Source organism: Thermococcus sp. GR6 (assembly GCF_012027415.1).
Taxonomy (GTDB): domain Archaea; phylum Methanobacteriota_B; class Thermococci; order Thermococcales; family Thermococcaceae; genus Thermococcus; species Thermococcus onnurineus.
This window is the reverse complement of record NZ_SNUM01000002.1, coordinates 634,399-658,609: the sequence shown is the minus strand read 5'-3', so window position 1 is coordinate 658,609 and position 24,211 is coordinate 634,399. Positions and strand designations below refer to the sequence as shown.

The following is a 24,211-nucleotide window of genomic DNA, read 5'->3' as shown; positions in this document are numbered from 1 at the left end:
ATGGAGCTGAAAGTCAAGCATCCGCTCAGCAAGAAGGAGGTAAAAGAGATAATTCGTGAGATGAGCGAGATCTTTGGAGAGGAGGTCGCCCAAAAGCTAATCAAGAAAAAGGACAGAGTCGAGCTAGCCGAGTTCGACAAGACTACCGAGATAATCATCGTGAACGGGAAGCCGACATTCATAAGGCGGAAGGACCTAATCTTCCCGCTCGTCATAGCGCTCTACGAACTGTCCAATGAGGAAGACCTGAGAACCTGGAAGCGCAGGGTTGTCGTCGATGCCGGGGCGGTGCCCTTCATCCTTAAGGGCGCCGATGTGATGGCAGCTGGAATAACCGACGCCGATGAGGGAATTAAAGAAGGTGATTTCGTCTTCGTCGTCGAGGAGGACTACGGCAGACCTCTCGCAATTGGGATAGCCCTAATGAGCGGAAAGGATATGAAGGAGAAGCCCAAAGGCAAAGCCGTCAAGGTCATACACCACGCAAAGGACAGGATCTGGGAGCTAACGGTGGGATGATATGGAAAAAAGGGAGAGAAAGAAGATTAGAGTCCTCGTCGGCGGAGTCTTTGACCTCCTCCACGTTGGCCACATCCACTTTTTGAGCCAGGCAAAGAGCCTTGGAGATGAGCTGGTGGTCATAGTCGCCCACGATGAGACGGTTAGAATGCAGAAGCGCCGCGAGCCGGTGAACCCCGCTGAGGACAGGGCCGAGCTTTTGAGAGCACTCAAGATGGTGGACGAGGTATACATCGGCTCTCCAGGGACGATAGACTACGAGCTTGTCAGGAAAATAAATCCGGATATTGTTGCAATAGGGCCGGATCAGGGATTCAGCTGCGAGAGGCTGAAGGAGGAACTGAGAAAGCACGGAATAAACTCCGAGGTCATAAGGATCCCATACCTCTACAAAGAGGATAGGGCAAAGACGAGCAAAATAATTCAAAGGATAGTGGAAACATACTGTGAGTGATTCCAGCTCTGATTTCAGTCCTTATTTCATCACGGATCCTTCCCAACGGGAGTTGGAGCCGATTCCGACACCTATTTCGCTTGTCCTAGATTAACGTTAGAGTTTAAACCGTCCCATGTACTCCCTCAGGAACTCGGGGTCTTCCCTCTTAACGGCACTCATTAACTCGTTGAATTTCTTTTCGCCAAGGGCCAGCTTGAGGTAGTAGTAGAGGTTAACTGCATCCTCCACGATGGCGCTCTGCCTCCTGCCCTCTTCCCCGTAGAGCTCAATGAGCTTCCTGTTCATGTCGAGGCTTATGTAGAGGGTCTTCTGCTTCTTCTCCTTCTTCAGGTCTTTTGATTTCAATTTGACCTTCTCCTCCAGTTTCTTTGGCCTGGAAGGCTTGGTAAGCTCGTTAACGGAACCGTCAAAAAGTCTCGGGATTTTATCCTTCGACAATCTCAACCACCTCTCTGGCGAGCTTTAAGAGGGCCTTTGCGGCCCGTCCGTCACCCTCAAACTCGAATATGCTCAGCCCCTGGCTCTGGGCCTTCTCGAGTGCTATGGCCTTTGGGATCGTCGTCAGAATCGGCGCATCTGGATAGGTTTCCTTCAGCTCCCTGAGGCGCATCTTGGGAACCTTAGTCTGGCGCGTGAACTTGTTGGGAACTAAACCAAGCAGCTTGAGGTTCTCGTTGGTCTCTTCCCTTATCATGCGCATCAGGTTGAACATGAGCTGCATTCCGATGACACCGAAGTAGCTGAGCTCGAGTGGGATTAGAACGTAATCTGACGCCGTGAGTGAGTTAACCAAGAAGATTCCCATGCTCGGCGGGTTGTCTATGAGCACGTAGTCGTAGTCGGGCAGTATAGGGGTTAAAGCCTTTTCAAGTCTCCTCTCGCGGTTGTAGGCGTTGATTATCTCTATTTCCTTGGCCGAGAGGTTGAGGTGGCTCGGTATCAGGTGGAGATTCTCCCTGACCTCGACGATGGTTTCTTCGACACTGCTCTCTCTCGTCATCAGCGTTCCGACGTTGTTTTCCCCGTATTCGAGCACATCCATGCCGATCAGGCCGAAGGTGAGGTTGAACTGAGGGTCGATGTCCACGAGCAGAACGCGCTTGCCCATCGAGGCCAGCGCGTGACCGAGGTTCATAGTGATCGTCGTCTTTCCAACTCCACCCTTTTGGTTGGCTACGCTAATCACCACTGCCATAGAATCACCTGCTCAAAGTTAAAGATGAAGAAGTCAGGTAAAGTCGATAAAGTCGTCGAGAACCCTCTTCGCGTAGGGGGGAAGCTCCTTTTTGTTCTTCTTGTTCCCTGAGATAACCCTCCAGATTTTGTCCGCTCCATCACCATCCGACTTGAAGGGCTTTATCGGCTCTGGGGCTATCAGGTTCTCCTTGAATGATGAGCCCATCTGGAGGGCGTGCTCCCCGCCAAGTATGTGCGGTGATTTAACTCCGGTCATGATTACCATCGCACGAACGACTTTACCCATGTCCTCGTCTATCCTAGCGCCCCACTTTATCTCCGACTTTTCACCGAGCTTCTCATAGACAATATCCATAGCGGCGTTTATCTCGCCCAGGCTTACGTCCGGACCAACGGTGAAGTGAACCAGAGCCTTATCACCGCTGCCAAACTCAACTTCAAGCATCTTGTTCTCGAGGGCGTTCTTGACGGCATCCACTGCCCTGTTGCTGGAGTCACTCTCGCCTATCCCGATGAGGGCAGCTCCACCGTTGTGCATGACGCTGTAAACGTCGGCGAAGTCAATGTTAACCATAGAGGGCAGCTTTATGGTCTCGGTGATGCCTTTGACCATCCTTGCTATTATCTCATCCGCAAAGCGGAAGGCGGCATTGATGGGCAGCTTCGGAACGAGCTTGAGGAGCTTGTCGTTCTCGATAATTATGACGGTGTCCGAGTAGTACATGAGGGCTTTTATACCCGCCCTGGCTTTCTCTATCCTTATCTTACCCTCGTTCCTAAACGGAAACGTGACAACGCTAACAACGAGCGGCTCCCTAAAGCGACCGTTGTGTCTAGCGCGCTCCTTGATAACCTTAGCGACGACTGGAGCGGCACCCGTACCTGTGCCGTTGCCCATACCTGCTGTTATGAAAACCAAATCAGCGTCACCTATGGTCTCGGCAATCTCGTGAGCGCTCGCCTCGGCTGCCCGGTAGCCTATCTCAGGGTTCCCGCCGGAACCCTTGCCGTGAGTTATCTCTCTACCAAGGAGAAGCTTCTTATGAGCCTTCGTCCTAGCAAGGTGCTGAGCATCGGTGTTCATGGCTATCAGCTCAGCACCCTGGACACCAAGTTCGTAGAGTCTAGTTATGGTGTTGTTTCCAGAACCGCCAACGCCGACTATTACAATCCTTATCAGGTCGTCTAAATTATCCTCTGAAAACCCATCTAGCTTTGCCGTCTTCGGCTCGTCGTCCAAATCGAGTTTAATTCCGGCCTGTTCCAAGAGCTTAAATACCATTGGCCCCAACCCCCTCAGTCCATCAGCCATTAGAGGATAGTGATTTTAACGTTGATTTTAGCGGCTTATTTCATGATGTAATCTGGCGTTGAGCGTTCCTCAGCCTCAAACTGATAGAGTTCCTTCTTCAGGAGCTCGCGAATGGCTTCTCTGATAATCTCGCTCCTGTTAGGATAGACTCCCTTCCTAACGAGTTGATCCATGGCGTTAATCAGTCCTTGGGGGAGCTGTACACTGATGATACGCATCTTGCTCATTGTTGCACCACCCAGTCCAGCAAGCCGCTGAAATAAGTAGTGCTTTAATTAGTTAAATACTTTGCGCTTGCTTAATATTACTAGCATATTATGATTTTCAAAAAATTTTTGAAAAAACCCAAAAAAGCAAAAAATACCTCAACTCAAGGAAGATTGGAGGGGAGAAAGGGTTTTAACTTCAGAAATTTCAGCTAACTCTGGGTGGCTCGATGAGAAAAATACTAGATAACCTTCACATCGCAAAGGTCCGTGTAGACAATGCTGAAGAGCTCATCCCAAAGTTGGGTGGGGACTTTCAGATAGTGAACGTTGAATGCTGGGAGGCAGCAGCATTTGCAGCACTCTTAGCCCTTCGTTCATTTGAGAGGGGAACAAACCACGCGAGAACCGTGGGCGGCGAGCTGCTTCTCCGTCTTGCTGGAACACTTCAGATAAAGGATGCAATAGCCCAACATGGAATAAGAAATGGAGAGAACTACCTGGTTGTCTTTGGAGGCCGTGAGCGGGCAGAATCAATACTCCAGGAACTCGGTCTCAAGGAGTTACCAATGAACGACTGTGATAAGGAAAAAGTGAAAACTTTTTTTGAAAAGGCTGCCCTCGTTGAAGTTTTATAGGCATTAGATGCCCATTTTTGTACTTCATTGAGGATAGGTTTATAAAATTCCGTCCTCATTTTCGGACTGCCTGAGGTGATGCTCGATGAGATATAAAAAGCGCAAGTACTTCCTTGCAGGGCGTATAAACCTCATCCAGCGCTCAAAAATCAGAGAACTTTTTGAGAAAGCCAGAAAAATGGAGGATGTCATTTCCCTTGGAATAGGGGAGCCCGATTTCGACACGCCCGATGTCGTTAAGGATGCTGCGAAGAGAGCCATTGACGAGGGTTACACCCACTACACGCCCAACGCAGGTATTCCAGAGTTCAGGGAGGCCATAGCTGAGTACTACAAGACCCACTACAAGGTTGACGTTTCTCCCGACGATATAATCGTTACCGCTGGCGCTTATGAAGCAACTTACCTCGCCTTCCAGACGCTTCTCGAAGGGGATGACGACGTTATAATCCCCGATCCTGCTTTTGTCTGCTATGTTGAAGATGCCAAGATCGCCGAGGCGGGGATAATAAGAATCCCCCTCCGCGAGGAGAACGAGTTCCAGATTGACCCTGATGAACTTGTCGAGGCTATAACCAAACGTACCAGGATGTTGGTTATCAACTATCCCAACAACCCAACAGGTGCAATCCTCAAGAAGAAAACCGTGAAAGCCATAGCTGATATAGCCGAGGACTACAACCTTTACATCCTTAGCGACGAACCTTACGAGCACTTCCTCTATGAGGGGGCCAAACACTACCCCATGATCAAGTACGCCCCTGACAACACAATCCTCGCGAACAGCTTCTCGAAGACCTTCGCCATGACCGGCTGGCGTTTGGGCTTTGCCATAGCGCCGACCCAGGTAATCAGGGATATGATAAAGCTCCACGCCTATGTCGTTGGCAACGTTACCTCCTTCGTTCAGATAGCAGGAATAACGGCCCTGAGAGACAAGCGCAGCTGGGAAGCAGTTGAAAGGATGCGCCAGACCTACGCCGAAAGGAGAAGGCTCGTTCTTAAGTACCTCAACAAGATGCCCCATATAACGCCATTCAGACCAAAGGGTGCCTTCTATATCTGGGCCAAAATTGGCCCAGAGCTCGATATGAGCAGTGAAGACTTCGCCGAGTGGCTACTCGAGAACGCTAGGGTTGTCGTTATTCCAGGAACCGCCTTCGGCAAGGCCGGAGAGGGATGGATAAGGATAAGCTACGCCACTAAGAAGAGTCAGCTCCTAGAGGCGCTGGAAAGAATGAATGAAGCACTATCAAAGCTCTAACGGTGAACAAGACATGGATGGTATCCTCACCATCTTCATTGCAATATTTCTTGCCGAGCTGGGGGATAAAACTCAGCTCGCAACGATAGCCTTTGCTTCCAAATACGGCTGGAAGACAGCCTTCATTGGAGCGATCTTGGGCCTGGCGGCGGTCAATCTTATCGGCGCATTTCTGGGGGACAAGCTTGGCGACGTACTGCCTCTGGACGTTGTTCACAAGCTTGCTGGAGGACTTTTCATTATTTTCGGCGTGCTAATGATACTCGGAAAGCTTTAGGGAGGAGATATCATGGACAAACGGTGGAGGTCAGTCCTGCTTGACACGCTGGTTATGACTGCCGGTTTTGGAACTCTCACCATGATGGCCGTTGCGAAGCCCGACGTCATGGCGCACTTCGGAATCGACAGTGCCGCCTACGAGTGGCAGCATATCGCCTATGTTTTCGGTCTCTTCATAGCCTTCCTTCTCGGCCATACCAAAATCTACGAAGGCAGCTTTAAGAGGAGCGTTGCAATAGCTTTGAGCTGGGCTGCTGTAACCCAGGCGCTCATCCCACTCGCTCCCAATTGGCACGTTGTAGTTTTCCTGAGATTCATTCAGGGATTCGTCGTCACGCTCGTTCCGCTCTTTAGCACCCAGATAGCCCACTTCTTCGTGGCTGAAAGGCCCTTCGCCAAGGGCATAATCCTCTCTGGCATTTTCTGGGGTGGCGTGTTCGGAAGCATAAGCGCAAAGTACGCTGTTGAGGCTTTCGGTTGGAAAGGCGGCTTCTGGAGCACAGTCGTTATCATGTACACTGTCCTGGCCATATGGTGGCTGTTCACCGAGGACTTTGAGATAAGCCACAGAAATGAGGCCAGCACAAAGATCAACGTCTGGAAGATGCCGTTCACCTGGATCCTTGGCCTGACTTTCTTCCCAGCTCTGTGGATAATCTTCACCATCGTCGGCTTCTCAGCTTCGCTCGGCTATGAGATCGGCTGGACTAAGGAGCACGTGGCAACTCTAAGTACCAGCCTGAACATATCAAAGGCCCTCTGGAGCATAGGTATGGGCTACGTGGGCTACCTGCTCTCAAGAAAGAACCCGACAGCCAGGGGACTCTTCAAGGCCATTGTTCAGGTCATGATATTCTCCTACGCGGTGGCCTTTGTCGGTCTGCTCGTGTATGGGAAGGCCATGCTGGCGGGCAACTACACCCTCGCCCTTGCTTCCGTTGTCCTCATCGGCGCCCTCCAGGGGACGGGACCGGCGTTCTGGACCAGCGCTCCAGCCACCTACCCGAAGAGCATCTTCCCCAAGGCCAGCTTTGCCCTTGGACTCATCTCCAACTCTGCCAACATCATAGCCCCGGGCCTTACTGATGTGCTGGCAAGGCAGAGTACTGCCCTCGCCCTCGGGGAGCTGGCGATAATGCCCCTCCTCGGAATCCTGACGCTGGTGATTGTCTCGAGGATGAAACTCCCCGTGGAGGAACTCGGCGATGAGGTCTAAGCCCATCGTCATTTCCTTCTTTCTGCTTTTGGCGGCTTACTTCTACGGCATGGCAGCGATAAGCTTTGGAGATAGGTACACCTTCGGGGGCTTTATCGTAATAGCGACGATCCATCTCATATTCGCCTATGGAATCAAAACTGGCCGCGATCTCGTAGTCGATGTCGCTCCCCATATAGCACTCCTTGACTTTCTCTTCGGCCTGCTGTGGGTTCTCATCGGCCTCTCAATTCCAGCGGTAAGCTTAACGCTGCTCTCAGCACTGGCGCTTTTCATACTGCTGGATGAGGACGTCAGAGTGGAGCTGAAGAGCTGAACAATACCTCTGCCTGTGCATCCTGAGACTGTCGTTTCAGTCCCCCGGCTCTGCCGAAGGAAGGTACTTGCACGTCTTCTCAAACTTGCGAGTTTAACATGGTTTGACTCAAAAGCCAGCGAATGAAGAGCCTGCGAAGTTAGTATGTGAAGAAAAATGCACGAACCCCATCAAATTCTTCCAGCAAAGCGGACTTCACCTTAAATCCGCTGGAATGAGTTTGCATGTCTTTTTCAAAAACAGCAATTTCCAGGGGTTTAACTTGAAAACCTGTGAATTGAAATGTTTCACTTTCCTCTTAACGCCCGAAGGGCGTTATTCCTGCAGTGAAACGATATAAAACTGGCAAAATGCGAAGTAAACCACTCAAAAACTACCAGTTTGAGAAGACATGCGAGCCTTGATCAAACTCAACGGGACTATCGTCCCGTGCGTTGAAGCGGAGCTTCAACGTCGCGCAGGCGAAGTTTGTTAGAATGTGGTGCGGTGGCCGGGATTTGAACCCGGGTCACCGGCTTGGAAGGCCGGTGTCCTAGACCAGGCTAGACTACCACCGCATTGAGAGAAAGTGGTGGGGCGAGGGGGATTTGAACCCCCGACACCCGGATCTTCAGTCCGGCGCTCTCCCAGGCTGAGCTACCGCCCCATGCCCAATGGATAGGGTAGAGAGCGTATTTATAAATCTTGCGGTGGTGTGGCCAGAGGTCTTTCAAAACCTAAAGAAGATGGAAAGAAACAGTCATATCTTCGGCTCAACCGCGTAAACCGTCCTGTCCTCCCCAAGGGCTTCCATCAGACCGCGATGCCTCCTGACGCAGCTCTCGCACTCGCCGCAGTGTATAGGCTTGCCATCCTCCGTGAAGCCCTTCGGCATGTAGCAAGAGTTAGAGTACTCGTACTTTGCATCTAGCTCTTTCAAGAGTTTTGCGATTTCCTTCTTGTCGAGGTCTATGAGCGGGGCAACGACCCTAACTTCCGCCATCGCTCCGTACTTCAGCATCTCGTTCATCCTCTCGACGAACTCGGGCGTGTTGTCGGGGAACGTTGCTCCCTCTTCAGCGTTGAAGCCAACTATTATATCGCCTCCACCAAGCGCATCAAGGAGCGAAGCAGCGACGCTGATGAGAACGACATTCCTTGCTGGAACCCAGACGCTTTTCGCAGTTTCCTGTGCAACGCTCATATCTTCGAGCTCTTCAGCGGTCACCTTCGGAGTCTCGCCGCAGACCAAGGTCGTCCCCCTCAGCTTCGAGAACTCCTCGAGAAAGTCAAGCCTAACTATTTTCAGCGGAACGTCCAGCTCCTTCGAGAAGAATTCCGCGACCTTGTTAGTGACCTTCTCCTCGTTGCTGCCGTAGTTTACTGTCAGCATTATCACCTCGTCGTAGTTCCTCTTCGCCCAGTAGAGGCAGGCCGTCGAGTCGAGCCCCCCGGAAAATAACACAACTGCGCGCTTCATGTTATCACCCCGCTTAGGTTAAAAAGAGGACTGAAGGTTAAAAACCTACTCCAGCGCCAGCCCAACTATTTCCTCAACACTCTCAAAGCCTTCCTCCTCGAGATACCTCGCTATTCCCTCGTTTATCTCCCTGAAGACCTTCCAGTCGCGTAGGGCCACTGCAGTTCCTATCTGGAGCGCTCTTGCTCCAGCGAGGAAAAACTCCACAGCATCCTGCCACGTGGTTATGCCGCCTATCCCGATGACCGGGATATCAAGGGCCTTGGCCAAATCGTAGACCGCCCTCAAGGCGACGGGCTTGACCCCCGGACCAGAGTAGCCGCCGACTCTGTTGCTCAGTATCGGCCTCCTCGCGTAGACGTCTATCGCTATCGCCTTCAGCGTGTTTATGGCTGCGACCGCATCTGCACCGGCCTTTTCAGCGGCCAGACCGAGCTTCGTTATGTCGTCTATGTTTGGCGTAAGCTTCGCTATAACGGGCTTGTCCGTCACGTCCTTAACGGCTTTGACGACCTCGTAGACCATCTCCGGCCTCTGGCCTATCTCCATGCCGTAGCCCTTCGCATGGGGGCAGCTAAGGTTGAGCTCGAAAGCATCTGCCACGTCGCTCAGCTTTTCAGCGAGAAAGGCGAACTCCTCCGGTGTTCCGCCGAATATCGAGACTATTAGTGGAAAGTCAAAGGTGTAGCCTTCGACCATCTCCAGAAAGCCCTTCCAGCCGGGATTCGGCAGTCCCATCGCGTTTATCAGTCCATAGGGGAGCTCCACGATAGTGGGGTTGTCGTAGCCATTTCTCGGCTCGATTCCGATGGACTTGGTAACGACGCCGCCAGCACCTTCCTCATGAGCGCGTATCCACTGTTCAGGGGTCTTATCGTTTACTCCAGAAGCTAAGAGGAGGGGATTCCCAAGCTTGAGCTTAGCAACTTCAACGCTCAGCATTTTCACACCTAAAGGGCAAAAATGGTGGAGAGTTATTAAGATTTTGCTTTTCATTTAGTGGTCCGCGGGGGATACTTATATAAAAAAGGTTAATTCTACAGCAATTCAATGTCTACGACAAAAAATAAAGAGAATAAAGATTATTCATGCATTGTCCTTGCTACCAGTGAAAGTACACTTCGTATGTTGTTCTGTCATTGTCCTTGTACCAATATTTAGCTCCGATAGCATTATACACCCGCACATAGGGAGGTTTAGCTGTTGTGCTTCCCGCGGCTCTATAAAGGGTTACCGTTACGTCTGCTGTAATCGCTTCATAGTCAATTCCGAATGTAAATGTAACTGATTGAACCATCCATCCTGGCCCGTCTTCATTAGTTTCAAAGTTTATCCATTGCGGAGAGTTATGAATTGTTCCAGCATAACTGGGTGGGGTTAATGGGACAGAGTAGTCAGTAGTTATGGAACCCCCTTCCAGGTCCAGTATATACTGAGGTGTAATTACATATTCGGTGACAACCCACCAAGATGAGCCTATCATATACGTATCTATTCTATACTGGACATGCGCAAAAACTTTTCTTTGTCTATAAAATGATGAATATGTATTGTCTAAGGTAATATGGTCATCTGTATTTGCTATTGCTATGCTTTTATCTCCTTTTTCCCACCCATTTGGATCAGGTTCATCCCATATTACGTATTGATAGAAGCTGTCATACCATAACCCCGTGGGTCCTGGTAGTTCCGCTCCAGATGAGATGTGCCATTCAACCTTTGTTCCGGGAGCTGCATGAATTACTCCTGCAGGAAGGAGTGCAGTGTCTGTATCTGACGAAAGAGATTCAATACTGTATAGAATCCCATCAGATTCCTTTATTTTTCCGTTGCTGAGTTTTGAAAATGCCTTGTTAGCACTGTTTTTTAGCTTCTCGATATCTCTATTACTGAGAACCTTTGTATTCAACTTTATCCTCAAGTTTATCTGAGTTAATGGATTTTTAGGTTCAAATACGATGAATTTTCCTCCTGAGTACATCTTGTCTCCTTGAATTCCCACAATAGAAATGAAATATTTTCTTTCCATAAAGGTAGTCCTCTTAACAGTAGTTAGTTTCCCATTAATTAGTTCTACCATTTCTTTTGTTCCAATTGGAATTCTCTGGATTTTTAAAGAAGCACTTGTTGATCCTCTAATCCTTTCAACTTTGACTATTTTTGGAGGGTTGGTGTTGTAATCTATGATTGCGAGGATAAGCTCACCAGTGAAAGGTTTCCCATTTAGAATAGGCTCCACATTAAAAGTTGCCAATCCTGCAGGTTTGCCTTGAAGCCAGTCATAGTAGAGAGAGTACAACTCTGGCGAGTCCTTGGCAGAAACCCCCCTGGCTTTCCGGCACTATAACAAAAACTAAAAGTGCAATGCCAAGAGCCAGCAGTGGTTTCCACTTCACTTAACAACGCCTCCAGCAGTTTTGCGTGTAAATTTAATCATCAGTCATATATAAATTTTTTGATTTATTAAAGATAGTTAGTATTTAACTATTATATATTTAAAAAAGTCTTTCAAACTATGGTTTTATTCCTCTATTGGCCAAAAGAAAGCTGAGTAAAAGAGCAAACGTTTCTGATCATATTGGCTGAATGTGTCTTTAGAAAAGCCTTGTAGTGGCGGCGGGCGGGCCCGGGGGTGGGAACCCTCCACCGTCCGCTTCCACCGGGACTCGCTCACCCCCGCTACCCCACGAGCGCCGAACGTCCCGCCTACCGCTGCTCCCTTCCGGGCCTGGCGGGGTTCGGCGGGCAAAGGGCGTTAGTCCGGCCCTCCAGCCGGACCCCGCCCACCGTCGGCCCCGTGGGACGAGGGATCATCGTTGTGCCCCGGCTTCCGCAGGCGGCTTTGGGAACCGCCCCCCGGGCTTCGGCCCCGGCATATCGGCGGTTTCCGGTTACAGGGGACGCCGAACCCCCCGGCCTAGCCCGCCGCCAGCTAACTTATCCGCTCCTAGATATATAAAGCTTTGGTAGGTTCGCAAACCAAAGGTTGCCCACCATTGGATTGAAAAATTTTCATAAGTTCCTGCACGGATGGGTGCACAGGTGATACATCATGCGCCTAACTGAACACCCTGTTCTGCGTTTTGAACGCGGAAGAGAAGTTATCATATACTTTGAAGGACAGCCAATCAAGGCCTACGAGGACGAAACCATCGCCGCTGCACTTCACGCTAATGGAATCAGAGTCCTGAACTACTCGGCCAACGAAAAGCGTCCAAGAGGCCTCTTCTGTGCCATTGGAAAGTGCTCCTCCTGTTTGATGGTTGTTAACGGAATCCCCAACGTCAGGACGTGCATAACCCTCGTCGAGGACGGCATGACCATAGAGCGCCAGAGAGGGAAGGCCGAGCTCCCGAAGGACATCAAGCCTCCGGAGTGGAAGGATGCCAAGGTCGTGAAGGCAGATATCGTCATCATTGGAGGTGGGCCCGCCGGACTGATGGCGGCAATCCATGCGGCCGACGCAGGAGCAAAGATCGTTCTTCTCGACGAGAATCCGATGCTCGGCGGTCAGCTCGTCAAGCAGACCCACAAGTTCTTTGGCAAACGCGAGCAGTTCGCTGGAGTGAGGGGCGTCGAGATAGCCAGGATTCTGGAGGATGAAGTCAGAAAAAGGGAGAACGTCGAGGTCTTCCTCGAAACTTCAGCGGTGGGAATATTCCAAGATGGAGATGAGAAGCTCGTTCTGGCCGTCAAAAACAACCGCGAGCTGATAGAGTTCCGTGGAAGGGCCGTCATCGTCGCCACCGGTGCGATGGAGAAGATGATTCCCTTCGAGAACAACGATCTGCCCGGAATCTACGGTGCTGGAGCCATTCAGACCCTCATGAACACCTACGGGGTGAAGCCGGGCGACAAGGTTCTAATCGTTGGTGCGGGCAACGTGGGACTTATTCTGGCGTATCAACTCATTCAGGCTGGAGTTGAAGTCAAGGCTATAGTCGAGGCGATGCCGAAGGTGGGAGGCTACTTCGTTCACGCGGCCAAGGTTAGACGCTTGGGCGTTCCGATACTGACCAGGCACACTATTCTTCGCGCTGAAGGAAGGGAGAGGGTCGAGAGGGCCGTTGTTGCTCAGCTCGACGAGAACTGGAACGTTATTCCCGGAACGGAGAAGGTCTTCGAGGTCGATGTGATAGCCCTCGCGGTTGGCCTGAGGCCGAGCATAGAGCTCCTCCACCAGGTAGGCTGCCAGATAAAGTACATCCGGGAGCTCAGCGGCCATGTGGCAGTTCGCGACGAGTGGATGGAGACAACCGTGAGAGGCATCTTCGTGGCCGGCGATTCTGCCGGAATAGAGGAGGCTACCACTGCGATGCTGGAGGGCAAGATAGCAGGAATAGCCGCTGCCCTGAGGCTCGGCATAGCCGACGAGAGCTGGGTCAAAGAGATAGAGAAGGCACAGAGAGACTTGGACGAGTTCCGCTCCGGACCCTTTGGCAGGCACGCTATGGAAGGTGTTAAGAAAGCTCTGGTGGTGAGAGAATGAGCGAGATTCCTGAGTACCTGAGAACCGGCTACATAACGCCCGAGGAGCTTCAGAAGTTCATCCCGCTTCCGAGCAAGGAGAGATTGAGGAAAAGGCCAGTGGCAATTCCAGAGTGTCCGCAGGAGATACCCTGCGCCCCCTGCAGGGAGATATGCCCTACTGGAGCCATAAGCATGCCCACGCCGAACGATTTGCCCATCGTTGACTATGACAAGTGCATAGGCTGCTCCCTCTGTGTCCAGATATGCCCTGGCCTAGCGTTCTTCATGATGCACTACGTTGGTGACAAGGCGAGGATAACGATGCCCCACGAGCTTCTGCCGGTTCCGGAGAGGGACGAGGAGGTCGTTCTCCTTAATCGCGTCGGGGAGCCTGTTGGCAAGGGGAAAGTCCTCACGGTAGTCCCGAGGGAGAAAAGCAAGGGTGACACGCCGATAATCACTGTGGAGGTTCCAATAGAACTCGCCTGGGAGATCAGAGCGGTTAAGGTGGTGAGAGAATGACGGCCGCCGAGATTGTATCTGATGGGTGCCAAAAGATGGGACACCTCTGTAAGGTTCACAGTTATCTCGCGCCCGAAGGGCGCATTTCAGGGGTGAACAACAGAATGGCATCAATTGCGCGGGCACCCAATATCGTTGAAGCTAGTTCGGGAGTCAGAAACATTCCTCCAGCGCTTTCATCAGAAAGGGCTGTGGTGGTGAGAGAATGAGCGGGAAGAAAATCGTCTGCCGCTGCAACGACGTCACGGTTGAAGACGTCGAGAGGCTCATCGACTCGGGCATCACGGACATCGAGGAAATCAAGCGGCTTCTCAGGATAGGCATGGGGCCCTGCCAGGGAAGGACGTGCATCCCGATTGTAATCTCAATCCTCGCGAGGAAGACGGGAAAGAGGCAGGAGGATATACCGCTCCCAAAGTCGAGGGTTCCGATAATGCCCGTCCGCGTCGAGGTTCTGGTGGGTGGTGCCGATGAGTAAGATAGCGATCATCGGCGGCGGAATAATAGGCGTCGCAACGGCCTATGAGCTGGCAAAGCTCGGAGAAGAGGTAATCCTCTTCGAGAAGAACTACTTCGGCTCGGGTTCGACCTTCCGCTGTGCAACGGGAATACGGGCGCAGTTCACGGACGAGGCCAACATCAGGCTCATGAAGTACTCCATCGAGCGCTGGGAGAGACTTGAAGAGGAGCTCGGGGCCGAGATAGGCTTCCGGCACTCCGGTTACCTCTTCCTGGCGACGAGCGAGGAGGAGGTTGATGCGTTCAAGAACAACATAAAGCTCCAGAACAGCTTTGGCGTTCCCACGAGGCTCATAGATATGGACGAGGCAAAGGAAATAGTCCCGCCACTCAACACAGAACCGTTCTTGGCCGGGGCCTGGAACCCGATGGACGGAAAGGCCAACCCATTCAAGACGCTCTTTGCATATCTCACGAAAGCCAAGGAGATGGGCGTTGACGCGAGGGAGCACACCGAAGTTGTGGCTCTGGAGCGCGAGGGAGACGAGATAATCGCGGTGAAGTTCAGAAGCAACGGAAATGTGGAGAGCGTTAAGGTTAACGCCCTTCTCAACGCGGCCAACGCATGGGCACCGCTGATTAACGAGATGGCAGGCCTGAGCAGGGAACTCGTTCCAATAACCGCATACAAGCACCAGCTCGTGAAGACGGAGCCCCTCAAGCCAGGTCAGGTCGAACCCCTCGTCTGTCCGCCGAGCTGGAACGACAGCTACCTCATCCAAGACGGCGAGGACGGTGGAATAATCTGTGGCTCGGGAATAGAGCACAAAGCCAAAAGCCTCGACGACTACGAGCCGACCTACGACTTCCTGAGGGGTGTGCTGAGATACGCCGTTCAGATAATTCCCGCCATCAGACACGCCCATATCGTCCGCCAGTGGGCCGGCTTCTACGCTAAAACTCCTGACAAGAACCCTGCCATAGGAAGGCTCCTCGACAACTTCTACATTGCGGCAGGCTTCTCCGGACACGGCTTTATGATGGCGCCAGCGGTTGCCCAAGCGATGGCGGAGTTCATGACCAAAGGAAGAAGCAAAGTGCCCCTCGACTGGGAGTGGTACGACCCGTACAGATTCGAGCGCGGCGAACTGAGGAGCTCGGCCTTTCAGATAGGCTAATATATCCCAAAAGTCTGCCAAATATTCTTTTGTTTTCTACACTATGTGACGCAGGTTATTCGAGAATGGGAGTAAAATTTAAATAGGTATTCTCAGAATTAATGCACGCATACGTACTTCCACGCCTCTTTCTGTCCTCTTCAAGGTCAGGAGGTGATCACCGTGATTAGGGTTGAGAGCGCCCTTTCAGCCTTTGGGGTTGAGAAGTCTCCATGGGGTCTTGAGCAGGGGGTGGGGCACGGAGAATTCATGGAAATCTTCGAGCCACTTCCAGAAATAGGCGAAATTCTCCAGAAGAGCGAGAGTCTTGAGGAGGCAAGGGAGAAGCTCCTGGAATTCACGAGGAACCTGGGGTGGAAGTTCAAAAGCGGCGAGATAGAGGTAAGCCCCATAGACAGGTGGCTCGCCATCTATGCCTGCGACGTCTTTGAGAACATTCTCTCGCCATACAACGAAAAGGCAGCAGGCTTCTCAACGCTGGAATATCTCTGGAAAGCCGCCAAGGGCGACGAAAAGACCCTTAGTGTTCTCACTAAGGGATTCCTCGAGGAGTTCAGGCACCTCTTCCTTGCCATGTCTGGCAAGGCCAACTACTCCAAGGGCTGGCTTGGGCCGAAGCTGGAAAAAGCAGGCATAGTTTCACCCGACTTCAGTAAGGTTCACGGCAGGGAGGCAGGGAAGCTGCGCTCCGACTACCTCGATAAGGTCTACGAGTACATAAAGGCCTGGCTCGACCGCTATCCGAGTGGACTCGACGGGAGGATAATCAAGAAGAGGGAGGAGCAGAGGAAGCAGCTCGAGGAGTACTGGGGCATAGGCGATGAGGAGTGGTTCGACTACAGGTGGCAGTTCAGCCATGTCCTCAAGGGCAGGAAGGGCCTTGAAATCCTCAGAGAGCTCAACGAACTTGGCATCGTCAAGGTTCCAGAGGAGGATCTGGAAGAAGTCGAGAGGGCAGTCAAGTATCGCATTCCCTGGGGAATAACACCTTACTACCTCCACCTCTGGGACTTTAAGGAGCCCTACAAGGAGGACAGGCACGTCAGAAGGCAGGTGATGCCGCCCAAGTGGTACATGGACAACATGATACTCCACCGCAAGGACAGAGAGTACGCCTTCGACTTCATGGGCGAACACGACACCTCTCCGATAGACCTCGTCACGAGGAGGTACGTGATGATAGCGATCCTCAAGGCCTTCGACACCTGCCCACAGATATGCGTCTACTGCCAGAGGAACTGGGAGGTCCTTGAACCCTTTATGGCAGGCTCGTTCCCGGGATGGGACAAGATAGAGAAGGCTATAGAGTGGTTCGGCGAGCGCGAGTCGATGATAGACGTGCTCATAACCGGAGGAGACCCCTTCGCCCTGAGCAACAAGATTATAGACAAGATAATGTCCCGTCTGAGCGAGTTCGACCACGTCATTAACATCCGCTGGGGAACAAGGATTCCAGTGACCGTCCCAATGCGCATAACTGAAGAGCTGGCCGAGATACTCGGATTGTACATCGAGCCAGGCAAGAGGAACGTGGCCGTCTCGACCCACGTAGAAACAGCCTACGAGGTAACCCCAGAGATGGCCAGGGCAGTCTACAACCTCCGGAGGCAGGGAATATACGTCTACAACCAGCTGGTCTACCAGAGAAACGTCAGCAGGCGCTTCGAGAACGTTGCACTTAGAATAGCCCTCAAGAAGATCGGCATCGATCCATACTACACCTTCTATCCCAAAGGTAAGATCGAGCAGAGAGACTATCTCGTGCCGATAGCGAGGGTCATCCAGGAGAGGAAAGAGGAGGCAAGGCTCTTACCGGGCCAGTTCAGGACGGACGAGCCGATCTTCAACGTGCCGAGGATGGGCAAGAACCACCTGAGGGCCTGGCAGGACAGGGAGCTCATAGCCATAAAGCCCGACGGAAGCAGGGTGTACCTCTTCCACCCGTGGGAGAAAGGCATCAGCGAGACGAAACTCTACACATACACGGACGTCCCAATAGAGGAGTATCTCCGCTATCTGGAGAGCATCGGGGAAAAGCGGGAAGACTACGAGACCATCTGGTACTACTACTGAGGGCTTTCTACTCTTTTTGATATTTTACTGGCAAGAAAAGGTTATAAAGGGGCCCCAATTAGCATCGTGAGGGTCATCATGAGGATAGTCTTTGACATAGGCGGTTCAGTTCTCGTTCCGGACGATCCCGACATCGATTTTATCAAGGCCATCGCGTATGAGCTCACCAAGATAAGCGAGGACCATGAGGTGGCTGTGGTAGTCGGTGGCGGCAAAGTGGCGCGCAAGTACATCAAGGCTGCGAAGACCTTCACGCCCAACGAGACCTTCAAGGACTACATAGGAATTCACATCACCAGGGCCAACGCAATGCTTCTGATAGCTGCGCTCGGCGAGAAAGCTTATCCCTTCGTCGTCCAGGACTTCAGGAAGGCCTGGGAGGTCATACAGCTCAAGAAGATACCCATAATGGGCGGAACTCACCCAGGACACACGACCGATGCGGTCGCTGCCCTTCTCGCCGAGTACCTGCAGGCCGACCTTCTGATCGTGGTCACCAACGTTGACGGTGTCTACGACAGCGATCCGAGGAAGAATCCTGACGCAAAGAAGCTCGACAGGATAACCGTGGATCAGCTCGTCGACATAGCAATGGAGGGCGAAAGCAAGGCCGGTGGAAGCGGCGTCGTCGATGCCCTTGCTGCGAAGTTCATCCAGCGCGGCAAGATAAGGACGTACATCGTGGGCAAGAAGGACGCTTACAGCCTCTTCGATGTGATAAAGGGGAAGCACAACGGGACGGTTGTGGAGCCCTGAGGTTTTTATTAATTTTTGTCCGGATTTTCCGGAAAGGTTTTATAGTTCCTGAAAGTAAGATGACATCATGTCGCTGAACGGCTCGGTTGATGAGTCGATTTTTTACAAGAAGAATAAGACCTCCGAAGAAGCCAAAAAGTTTTGGGAAATGTTTTTTAGGAAATTCCATGCGAGGGTTGAGGAACTCGAAGAAGTTGACGTTAACGGTCAGAAAGTGAAAAGATTGGTTTTTGAAAAGGATATTACTGCGGGAGGCTTCGTGTTTCCAAAGCTATTTGAAAACGATAAAGTGGTTTTAGAGTATTCAGACCCAAAAACGGGATTAACGTGGGTTGGGAAGTTCCCATTCAAACATGCTCTGTTTAAAAAGAAGGCATCATTCAATGGGGCTATCTTTGAGGGGATAATGTCCTTTTATAAAGCCACCTTTGAGGAAGAGGCTACGTTTGACAATGCAACGTTCAAAGGTTATGTGTCGTTTGACCGGGCAGTATTTAAAGGAACAGCCAGATTTAATGATGCAAAATTTGAAAATGCTGAAGACCTATTTCCACCTACAGCAAACAGAGAGGACCAGATGAAACGATTTTGGAAAGAAGTTTCTCCGGAATTAAGAGTTGGACATGAACATCCACAAAAAAAGAAGCTCCGGGATGGTAGTTATTACACTAATGACTTCTATGAATTCTCGGCCACGTTTATTAGAGCGTCTTTTCAGAATAGGGTTTCCTTTAAAAATGCAACATTTTATGGGGCTACCAGATTTAGTTTCTCGAAATTTGAGGAGGAGTCACCTGGGGATTCGTTTTATGTCGAGTTTGAAAAAACGAAATTCTTAGGTCCTTCAACTGAGTTTATTAAGTGCACTTTTCATTATGAGTCCAGATTTGATAATACTGAATTCAGAGGCTATGTTAATTTCAAAGGATCAGTATTCGAAAAATTTGCAGAGTTTAGTAATGCAAACTTTCTAGTAGACGTTGAGACTAGGAGTGCTGGACGTTTCGGATTTTCTCCCATTGACTTTAGAGGAGTTCGGTTTAAGGGTGATGCATCATTTAGGGGTGCCCAATTTTACTCTAAGCCTAACTTCTCAGAAGCTCATTTTGAAGGTTCTGTAGCATTCACTAGGACTATAGAGATGGGCGCACGATATTGCACGTTTCATCGAGGAGCCGATTTTGTAGAGTGCGTTTTTGAAAAGGAGGCTGATTTTCAGTGGTGTATCTTTCGTGAACCAAGTATCCCGGTTATAAATCCAAATTATGAATATCCACAGACGAGCTTTGCCCGCTCCACGTTTAAAGATGTCGCTGCTTTTGACTTTGCGGAGTTTGGAAAAGCTATCTTCAACTTTGCTGTCTTTGAGAAGGGAGCGAGGTTCAATTACACTATATTCTATGATGAAGCCCAATTTGAAGAAACAAAGTTCAGAGAGCCAGTAGAGTTCCATAGCACGAGATTCATTGAAAACGTCAGGTTTAAATCAACATTTTTTGATAGTATTGCAGAGTTCCCAGAAGCTATATTTCTCCAGTCTGCTGACTTCAGTGGGGCAATATTCAACAACAGGGCTGATTTTAAAAGAGCGTTCTTCAACGGAGATGCAATATTCAGGGATGCTTCTTTTAGATTGAGCGTTGATTTTTCAGAGAAGCCGACGGAAGAAGAGCTTAGAAAAGTTTTGAGTGATGTGCGATTGAAAGATGTACTACTCTCAAAAAAGATTCAGATTAATTTTGGGTATAAATTTGGGGGCAAAGTTGATTTTTCCCATACTAGCGTAACTGCTATGAAATTCGTTGAATTAGATAAGCTCATTCCCGAATCCTCTGATTATGAAATGCTTCTTCAGGAATTTGCTGGATTATTCCGTGTTCCCGAAGCAATCATAGAATCTGCTCGCATCCAAAGAGTAAGTTTTGACAAAGAAGGCAAACGGGAAGAAGCCGACAGAATGTTTGTCCTCGAAATGCGTGCCAGAAGGAGAGTTAGATCCGAGAGAGCGAATATGAAAATTCGTAATTTCCTTGAGTGGCTCATTGGCGATCTGCCTTCGGAATATGGCACAAACTGGAGGCGAATTATCTGGGTGAGCCTATTAGTTGTATTGTATTTTGGTATCGCATATTGGCTTGAGATACTAAGCTATAGTTTTTATACTGAATGGGATATTGAGTGGTTTAAGTGGTTAGACTTGGGTATGTTTTGGACGCTTTTTGGAGTTTCATACTTGGTAGTTTTGTATTATCGTGGCATTTTTGAAAACATAACTACCTTGGAGGAATTCATTAGTGGAATTCGACGCTATTGGAAATATTGGGTAATTGTATTAGGCCCAACGTATTTAGCATGGATTGGATTATCTAACTTTTCTTTACCCTTTAATGCAAGAGTGTTGAACAAAGCAACCATTCAGCTCTCGAATAATGTGATAATCGCTCTAAATCCAGAGAATCCTGGAAGTTGCTTTGGAACTCTCCTTAACTCCCTCTACTACTCCCTCGTCACCTTCACCACCCTCGGCTACGGGGACATGCACCCGACAGGCTGGCTGAAGGCTTTAAGTGCCGCTGAAGCCCTCACCGGCGCTGTCTTCATGGCGCTTATTGTCGCCGTCATAGCAAGGAAGTGGATGCGCTAATCAACCTTCGGTTAAGGCCAACTTTTTATATCCCGCCTTCCTCTTTTCTCCGGTGGTGTCTATGAAAATCGTCGTCATCGGTTCTGGAACTGCCGGAAGCAACTTCGCCCTCTTCATGAGGAAGCTCGACAGGAAAGCTGAGATAACCGTCATCGGAAAGGAGGAGACGATGCAGTACTCGCCGTGTGCGCTCCCCCACGTGATAAGCGGCACAATAGAGAAGCCCGAGGATGTTATAGTCTTCCCGAACGAGTTCTACGAGAAGCAGAAAATAACCCTCATGCTCGGCACCGAGGCCAAGGAGATAGATAGGGAGCGGAAGGTTGTCATCACCGATAAGGGCGAAGTTCCCTACGATAAGCTCGTTCTGGCCCTAGGCTCAAAGGCCTTCGTTCCGCCGATCAAGGGCGTCGAGAACGAAGGAGTTTTCACACTCAAGAGCCTCGACGACGTGAGGAAGATAAAGGCCTACATAGCCGAGAGAAAGCCGAAGAAGGCCGTGGTCATAGGTGCCGGCCTGATCGGTCTTGAAGGCGCGGAGGCCTTCGCAAAGCTCGGCATGGAGGTTCTCGTCGTCGAGCTGCTGGACAGGCTTCTGCCCACGATGCTGGACAAAGATATCGCCAAGCTCGTTCAAACGGAGATGGAGAGGCACGGCGTTTCCTTCCGCTTCGGCGTCGGTGTGAGCGAGATAATAGGCAGCCCCGTCAAGGCCGTAAAAATTGGTGACGAGGAAGTCGAGGCTGATCTGGTTCTCGTCGCCACCGGTGTGAGGGCCAACGTTGACCTCGCTAAAAAAGCGGGCCTCGAAGTTAACCGCGGAATAGTCGTCAACGAGCACCTCCAGACGAGCGACCCTGACATATACGCGATAGGCGACTGTGCGGAAGTTATTGACGCCGTTACTGGGCAGAGAATCCTCAGCCAGCTGGGAACTTCTGCAGTGAGGATGGCAAAAGTGGCAGCGGAGCACATAGCAGGAAAGGACATCGCCTTCAGGCCCGTCTTCAACACGGCAATAACCGAGCTCTTCGGCCTTGAGATCGGCACCTTCGGCATAACGGAGGATAGGGCGAGGAAGGAGGGCATCGCGATAGCCGTCGGTAAGTTCAAAGGCTCCACCAAGCCCGAGTACTATCCCGGCGGCAAGCCGATAACAGTGAAGGTCATCTTCAGGAAAGACGATAGAAAGCTCATCGGAGCGCAGATAGTCGGCGGCGAGCGCGTCTGGGGCAGGATAATGACGCTCTCCGCCCTAGCACAGAAAGAGGCAACCGTCGAGGACATCGTTTACCTCGAAACGGCTTACGCCCCGCCGATAAGCCCGACGATAGATCCGATAAGCGTTGCGGCCGAGATGGCTTTGAGGAAGTTCAAGTGACCCCTCTTTTCTCTTCACATTTCAGCAAACTTTAAGTTCATTCTGGCAAACTTGGGTTTTAGGTGATGCTAGTGAAGGTTAGTGATAGGAATAAGATACTGCTTGGAATCGGGACCGGAGTGCTGCTGGCGTCGAGCCTGAGGATCTTCGTTGCCGGCGCTTATTCCAGCCTTGAGAAGACGTTCTTCTACGGCGTGAACTTCCCATCAGGACTTGGTATAATACTCCTCATACTCGCCGCCATCCTCGTTGGTAAAATGAGCAGAAAAGCTGGAGGGGCCCTAATGGCGGCCTACGCGGTGGCTTCCCTTGCCACTGACGCCACCGAGTACACCCACCTGATAGCGGCCTTCACCATTCCGATCGCCCTCGCACTCGTCAAGGAGCTCGACGTGAAATACCTAACAATGGGCCTTGTGGCCGACTTGAGCCTCAGGGTTCTCGCGGTCGGGGGCGAACCCCTAGACTTCCCGCACACGAGGGTCATCCTTGCGGTTCTGGTGCTCCTCGGGGCCTTCGCCCTCTGGAAGGAAGAGGGAACTCTCAAAAAACCTGGCTTCGGCCTCTACACCTTCGCAGCCCTGCTGGAGCTCGGCCTCATCTATCCGAATGCCATCATGCGCTACTCGGGAATCACCGTCTATTACCTACCGCATTTCATAGGCTACTCGCTTGTCATTGGTCTGGCGATTATTGCAGGACCCTACCTGGCCAAAAAACCTGGCGTAGCGTCTGCCCTTCTCATCGTAGGTGCGGCGACGCTCTTCGTCAAGCCTGCCAGTTTGATAGGTCTTCCCCTTGCCCTTGCATCAGCCATAGCTCTCGTCGAGAGCGCTAAGGGCAGCAGGGGTGGGGTAATCGGCGCCGCTTACCTCTTCCTCGTGGCAACTTTGGCTTTGGGCGCCTACGTCGGCAGGGATATTGGACTGCCCTTCATGGAGGACAACCTTGAAGCCCTAATTCTAGCCGCTTCCGTGATCTACACTCTCGCGAGCTACGGTGGAAGTGCCGAGGTTAGGCTTCCAAACGCGAAAGAAACAGCGGGCCCGCTCCTCGGCCTCGCAGTGGTTTCGGTAATAGTTCTCGCCCTCTTCAACGTGGGCCCAACTTACGTTGAAGCCAAGAAGGACGTCCTCATCTGGAGCTACAATGTCCACCAGGGCTTCGGGCCTTACCAGGGGACGTTCAACGGCTACGAGCTGATTAACCTCCTGAAGGAGCATAAGCCTGATATCTGGGCGGCGCAGGAGGTCGTCGGTGGAATGATCGGCAACGGCTACCAGGATGTCCCCCTGATGATCTCCGCATACCTCGGCTACGCCTACAAGTACAAACCGGCCGTTGAAGGAACCTACGGCATAGCAGTCTTCTCGCGCTGGCACATGAAGACGGAAAGTGAACTCAACCTCGAGAGCATCGGACAGGCGAGGCCAGCCCAGAAGGTAACCATCGATGAGCTCGGATTAACCCTCGTCAACGTGCACATGGGGCTGAACGAGACAGAGAGAGCAATGCAAGCGGAAGAGCTCCTCAAGTTCGCGGAGAGCGAGCCGGTAGCTCAGATAATAGCCGGCGACACCAACGCCGAGCCGGACGATGAGGCGATAGCCATACTCACGCGCGACTACTATGACTCCTTTGAGAAGAGGCCGCCATACACCTTCAACTGGGGCAACATCGACATCGAAAACATCGACTACATCCTGCTCAAGAAGGACTGGCCGGCAAAGGTCAAAGACTACGGATGCCTCTGCGATGTGGAAGTTTCCGACCACAGGCCCATATGGGCCGTCATCGAGCTGCCGTGAGGTTTTTACTCTTCCAACCTTTTTCGAAAATTAAACCACAACTCTTAAATTCCAAAC

The 24,211-nt window shown here is 51.2% G+C and carries 24 protein-coding genes, 2 tRNA genes and 1 other RNA gene; 17 read left to right on the top strand and 10 right to left on the bottom strand.

The genetic code is table 11. The annotated features are described in order from the left end of the window. Together E3E32_RS09760 and E3E32_RS09755 are read left to right on the top strand one after the other, a co-directional pair. Positions 1-519: an RNA-binding protein gene (locus E3E32_RS09760; protein ID WP_012572212.1), complete on the top strand. Its 519-nt coding sequence runs from the start codon at positions 1-3 to the stop codon at positions 517-519. A gap of 1 nt (position 520) precedes the next feature. After that, positions 521-973 carry an adenylyltransferase/cytidyltransferase family protein gene (locus tag E3E32_RS09755; RefSeq protein WP_167731518.1) on the top strand — a complete coding sequence of 151 codons (453 nt, stop codon included), beginning with the start codon at positions 521-523 and terminating at the stop codon, positions 971-973. A 96-nt stretch (positions 974-1,069) separates the two neighbouring features. Here E3E32_RS09755 and E3E32_RS09750 read toward each other — a convergent pair whose 3' ends face one another. From E3E32_RS09750 to E3E32_RS09735, 4 genes are all read right to left on the bottom strand, one after another. Then, entirely contained in the window at positions 1,070-1,414 is a 345-nt protein-coding gene (locus tag E3E32_RS09750; RefSeq protein WP_012572214.1) for a hypothetical protein, read from the bottom strand. After that, positions 1,401-2,171, bottom strand: coding sequence for a ParA family protein (locus E3E32_RS09745; protein WP_167711367.1), 771 nt, complete (start codon positions 2,169-2,171; stop codon positions 1,401-1,403). The genes E3E32_RS09750 and E3E32_RS09745 overlap by 14 nt, the downstream gene beginning before the upstream one ends. Positions 2,172-2,204: 33 nt before the next feature. Next, positions 2,205-3,455, bottom strand: a complete 1,251-nt coding sequence (gene ftsZ, locus E3E32_RS09740; RefSeq protein ID WP_167711366.1) for a cell division protein FtsZ — start codon at positions 3,453-3,455, stop codon at positions 2,205-2,207. Positions 3,456-3,520: 65 nt separating this feature from the next. Next, complete coding sequence (locus E3E32_RS09735) at positions 3,521-3,712, bottom strand: ribbon-helix-helix domain-containing protein (RefSeq protein WP_167731517.1); 192 nt, start codon at positions 3,710-3,712, stop codon at positions 3,521-3,523. Positions 3,713-3,921: 209 nt separating this feature from the next. On the opposite strand from E3E32_RS09735, the gene cgi121 reads away from it, so the two are divergent. From cgi121 to E3E32_RS09710, 5 genes are all read left to right on the top strand, one after another. Beyond that, entirely contained in the window at positions 3,922-4,329 is a 408-nt protein-coding gene (gene cgi121, locus E3E32_RS09730; RefSeq protein WP_167731516.1) for a KEOPS complex subunit Cgi121, read from the top strand. 85 nt (positions 4,330-4,414) lie between these two features. Next, a complete protein-coding gene (locus E3E32_RS09725) occupies positions 4,415-5,593 on the top strand; it encodes a pyridoxal phosphate-dependent aminotransferase (protein ID WP_167731515.1) in 1,179 nt (392 codons plus the stop codon). Between the two features lie 13 nt (positions 5,594-5,606). Then, positions 5,607-5,870, top strand: a complete 264-nt coding sequence (locus tag E3E32_RS09720) for a TMEM165/GDT1 family protein (protein WP_012572220.1) — start codon at positions 5,607-5,609, stop codon at positions 5,868-5,870. A gap of 12 nt (positions 5,871-5,882) precedes the next feature. Continuing rightward, positions 5,883-7,088, top strand: coding sequence for an MFS transporter (locus E3E32_RS09715; RefSeq protein WP_167731514.1), 1,206 nt, complete (start codon positions 5,883-5,885; stop codon positions 7,086-7,088). Further along, complete coding sequence (locus E3E32_RS09710) at positions 7,078-7,404, top strand: hypothetical protein (RefSeq protein WP_167731513.1); 327 nt, start codon at positions 7,078-7,080, stop codon at positions 7,402-7,404. The genes E3E32_RS09715 and E3E32_RS09710 overlap by 11 nt, the downstream gene beginning before the upstream one ends. 479 nt (positions 7,405-7,883) lie before the next feature. Here the strand turns inward: E3E32_RS09710 and E3E32_RS09705 are convergent. The 6 genes from E3E32_RS09705 to ffs form a co-directional block, all read right to left on the bottom strand. Beyond that, positions 7,884-7,961 (bottom strand) — tRNA-Gly (locus tag E3E32_RS09705). 12 nt (positions 7,962-7,973) lie between these two features. Next, positions 7,974-8,050: transfer RNA gene (locus E3E32_RS09700), tRNA-Phe, on the bottom strand. Positions 8,051-8,143: 93 nt separating this feature from the next. Then, entirely contained in the window at positions 8,144-8,863 is a 720-nt protein-coding gene (gene queC, locus E3E32_RS09695) for a 7-cyano-7-deazaguanine synthase QueC (RefSeq protein WP_167731512.1), read from the bottom strand. A 45-nt stretch (positions 8,864-8,908) separates the two neighbouring features. Continuing rightward, positions 8,909-9,811 carry a dihydroorotate dehydrogenase gene (locus E3E32_RS09690; protein ID WP_370456374.1) on the bottom strand — a complete coding sequence of 301 codons (903 nt, stop codon included), beginning with the start codon at positions 9,809-9,811 and terminating at the stop codon, positions 8,909-8,911. Between the two features lie 154 nt (positions 9,812-9,965). Continuing rightward, the gene (locus tag E3E32_RS09685; RefSeq protein WP_167731510.1) at positions 9,966-11,162 is read right to left on the bottom strand and encodes a hypothetical protein; all 1,197 of its coding nucleotides are present in this window, start codon (positions 11,160-11,162) and stop codon (positions 9,966-9,968) included. Between the two features lie 315 nt (positions 11,163-11,477). After that, an RNA gene (gene ffs / locus E3E32_RS09680) (signal recognition particle sRNA) lies at positions 11,478-11,791 on the bottom strand. 124 nt (positions 11,792-11,915) lie between these two features. Here ffs and E3E32_RS09675 point away from each other — a divergent pair. The 10 genes from E3E32_RS09675 to E3E32_RS09630 all read left to right on the top strand — a co-directional run bounded on the left by E3E32_RS09675 (position 11,916) and on the right by E3E32_RS09630 (position 24,154). Beyond that, positions 11,916-13,352, top strand: coding sequence for an FAD-dependent oxidoreductase (locus E3E32_RS09675; RefSeq protein ID WP_167731509.1), 1,437 nt, complete (start codon positions 11,916-11,918; stop codon positions 13,350-13,352). Then, positions 13,349-13,855 carry a 4Fe-4S dicluster domain-containing protein gene (locus E3E32_RS09670; protein ID WP_167731508.1) on the top strand — a complete coding sequence of 169 codons (507 nt, stop codon included), beginning with the start codon at positions 13,349-13,351 and terminating at the stop codon, positions 13,853-13,855. The genes E3E32_RS09675 and E3E32_RS09670 overlap by 4 nt, the downstream gene beginning before the upstream one ends. After that, positions 13,852-14,064, top strand: a complete 213-nt coding sequence (locus E3E32_RS09665) for a hypothetical protein (protein WP_167731507.1) — start codon at positions 13,852-13,854, stop codon at positions 14,062-14,064. Before E3E32_RS09670 ends, E3E32_RS09665 begins: the two co-directional genes overlap by 4 nt. Then, positions 14,061-14,333: a (2Fe-2S)-binding protein gene (locus E3E32_RS09660; RefSeq protein WP_167731506.1), complete on the top strand. Its 273-nt coding sequence runs from the start codon at positions 14,061-14,063 to the stop codon at positions 14,331-14,333. The genes E3E32_RS09665 and E3E32_RS09660 overlap by 4 nt, the downstream gene beginning before the upstream one ends. After that, positions 14,326-15,492: an FAD-binding oxidoreductase gene (locus E3E32_RS09655; protein ID WP_167731505.1), complete on the top strand. Its 1,167-nt coding sequence runs from the start codon at positions 14,326-14,328 to the stop codon at positions 15,490-15,492. Before E3E32_RS09660 ends, E3E32_RS09655 begins: the two co-directional genes overlap by 8 nt. 162 nt (positions 15,493-15,654) lie before the next feature. Further along, positions 15,655-17,565: a KamA family radical SAM protein gene (locus tag E3E32_RS09650; RefSeq protein ID WP_370456373.1), complete on the top strand. Its 1,911-nt coding sequence runs from the start codon at positions 15,655-15,657 to the stop codon at positions 17,563-17,565. Between the two features lie 78 nt (positions 17,566-17,643). Continuing rightward, positions 17,644-18,321, top strand: a complete 678-nt coding sequence (gene pyrH / locus E3E32_RS09645) for a UMP kinase (RefSeq protein WP_167731648.1) — start codon at positions 17,644-17,646, stop codon at positions 18,319-18,321. Between the two features lie 67 nt (positions 18,322-18,388). Then, a complete protein-coding gene (locus E3E32_RS09640; protein ID WP_167731504.1) occupies positions 18,389-20,965 on the top strand; it encodes a pentapeptide repeat-containing protein in 2,577 nt (858 codons plus the stop codon). A gap of 61 nt (positions 20,966-21,026) precedes the next feature. After that, on the top strand, positions 21,027-22,346 hold the full coding sequence (locus tag E3E32_RS09635; protein ID WP_167731647.1) for an NAD(P)/FAD-dependent oxidoreductase: 1,320 nt from the start codon (positions 21,027-21,029) through the stop codon (positions 22,344-22,346). Positions 22,347-22,411: 65 nt separating this feature from the next. Beyond that, complete coding sequence (locus E3E32_RS09630; protein WP_206205268.1) at positions 22,412-24,154, top strand: endonuclease/exonuclease/phosphatase family protein; 1,743 nt, start codon at positions 22,412-22,414, stop codon at positions 24,152-24,154. Positions 24,155-24,211 lie beyond the last annotated feature (57 nt).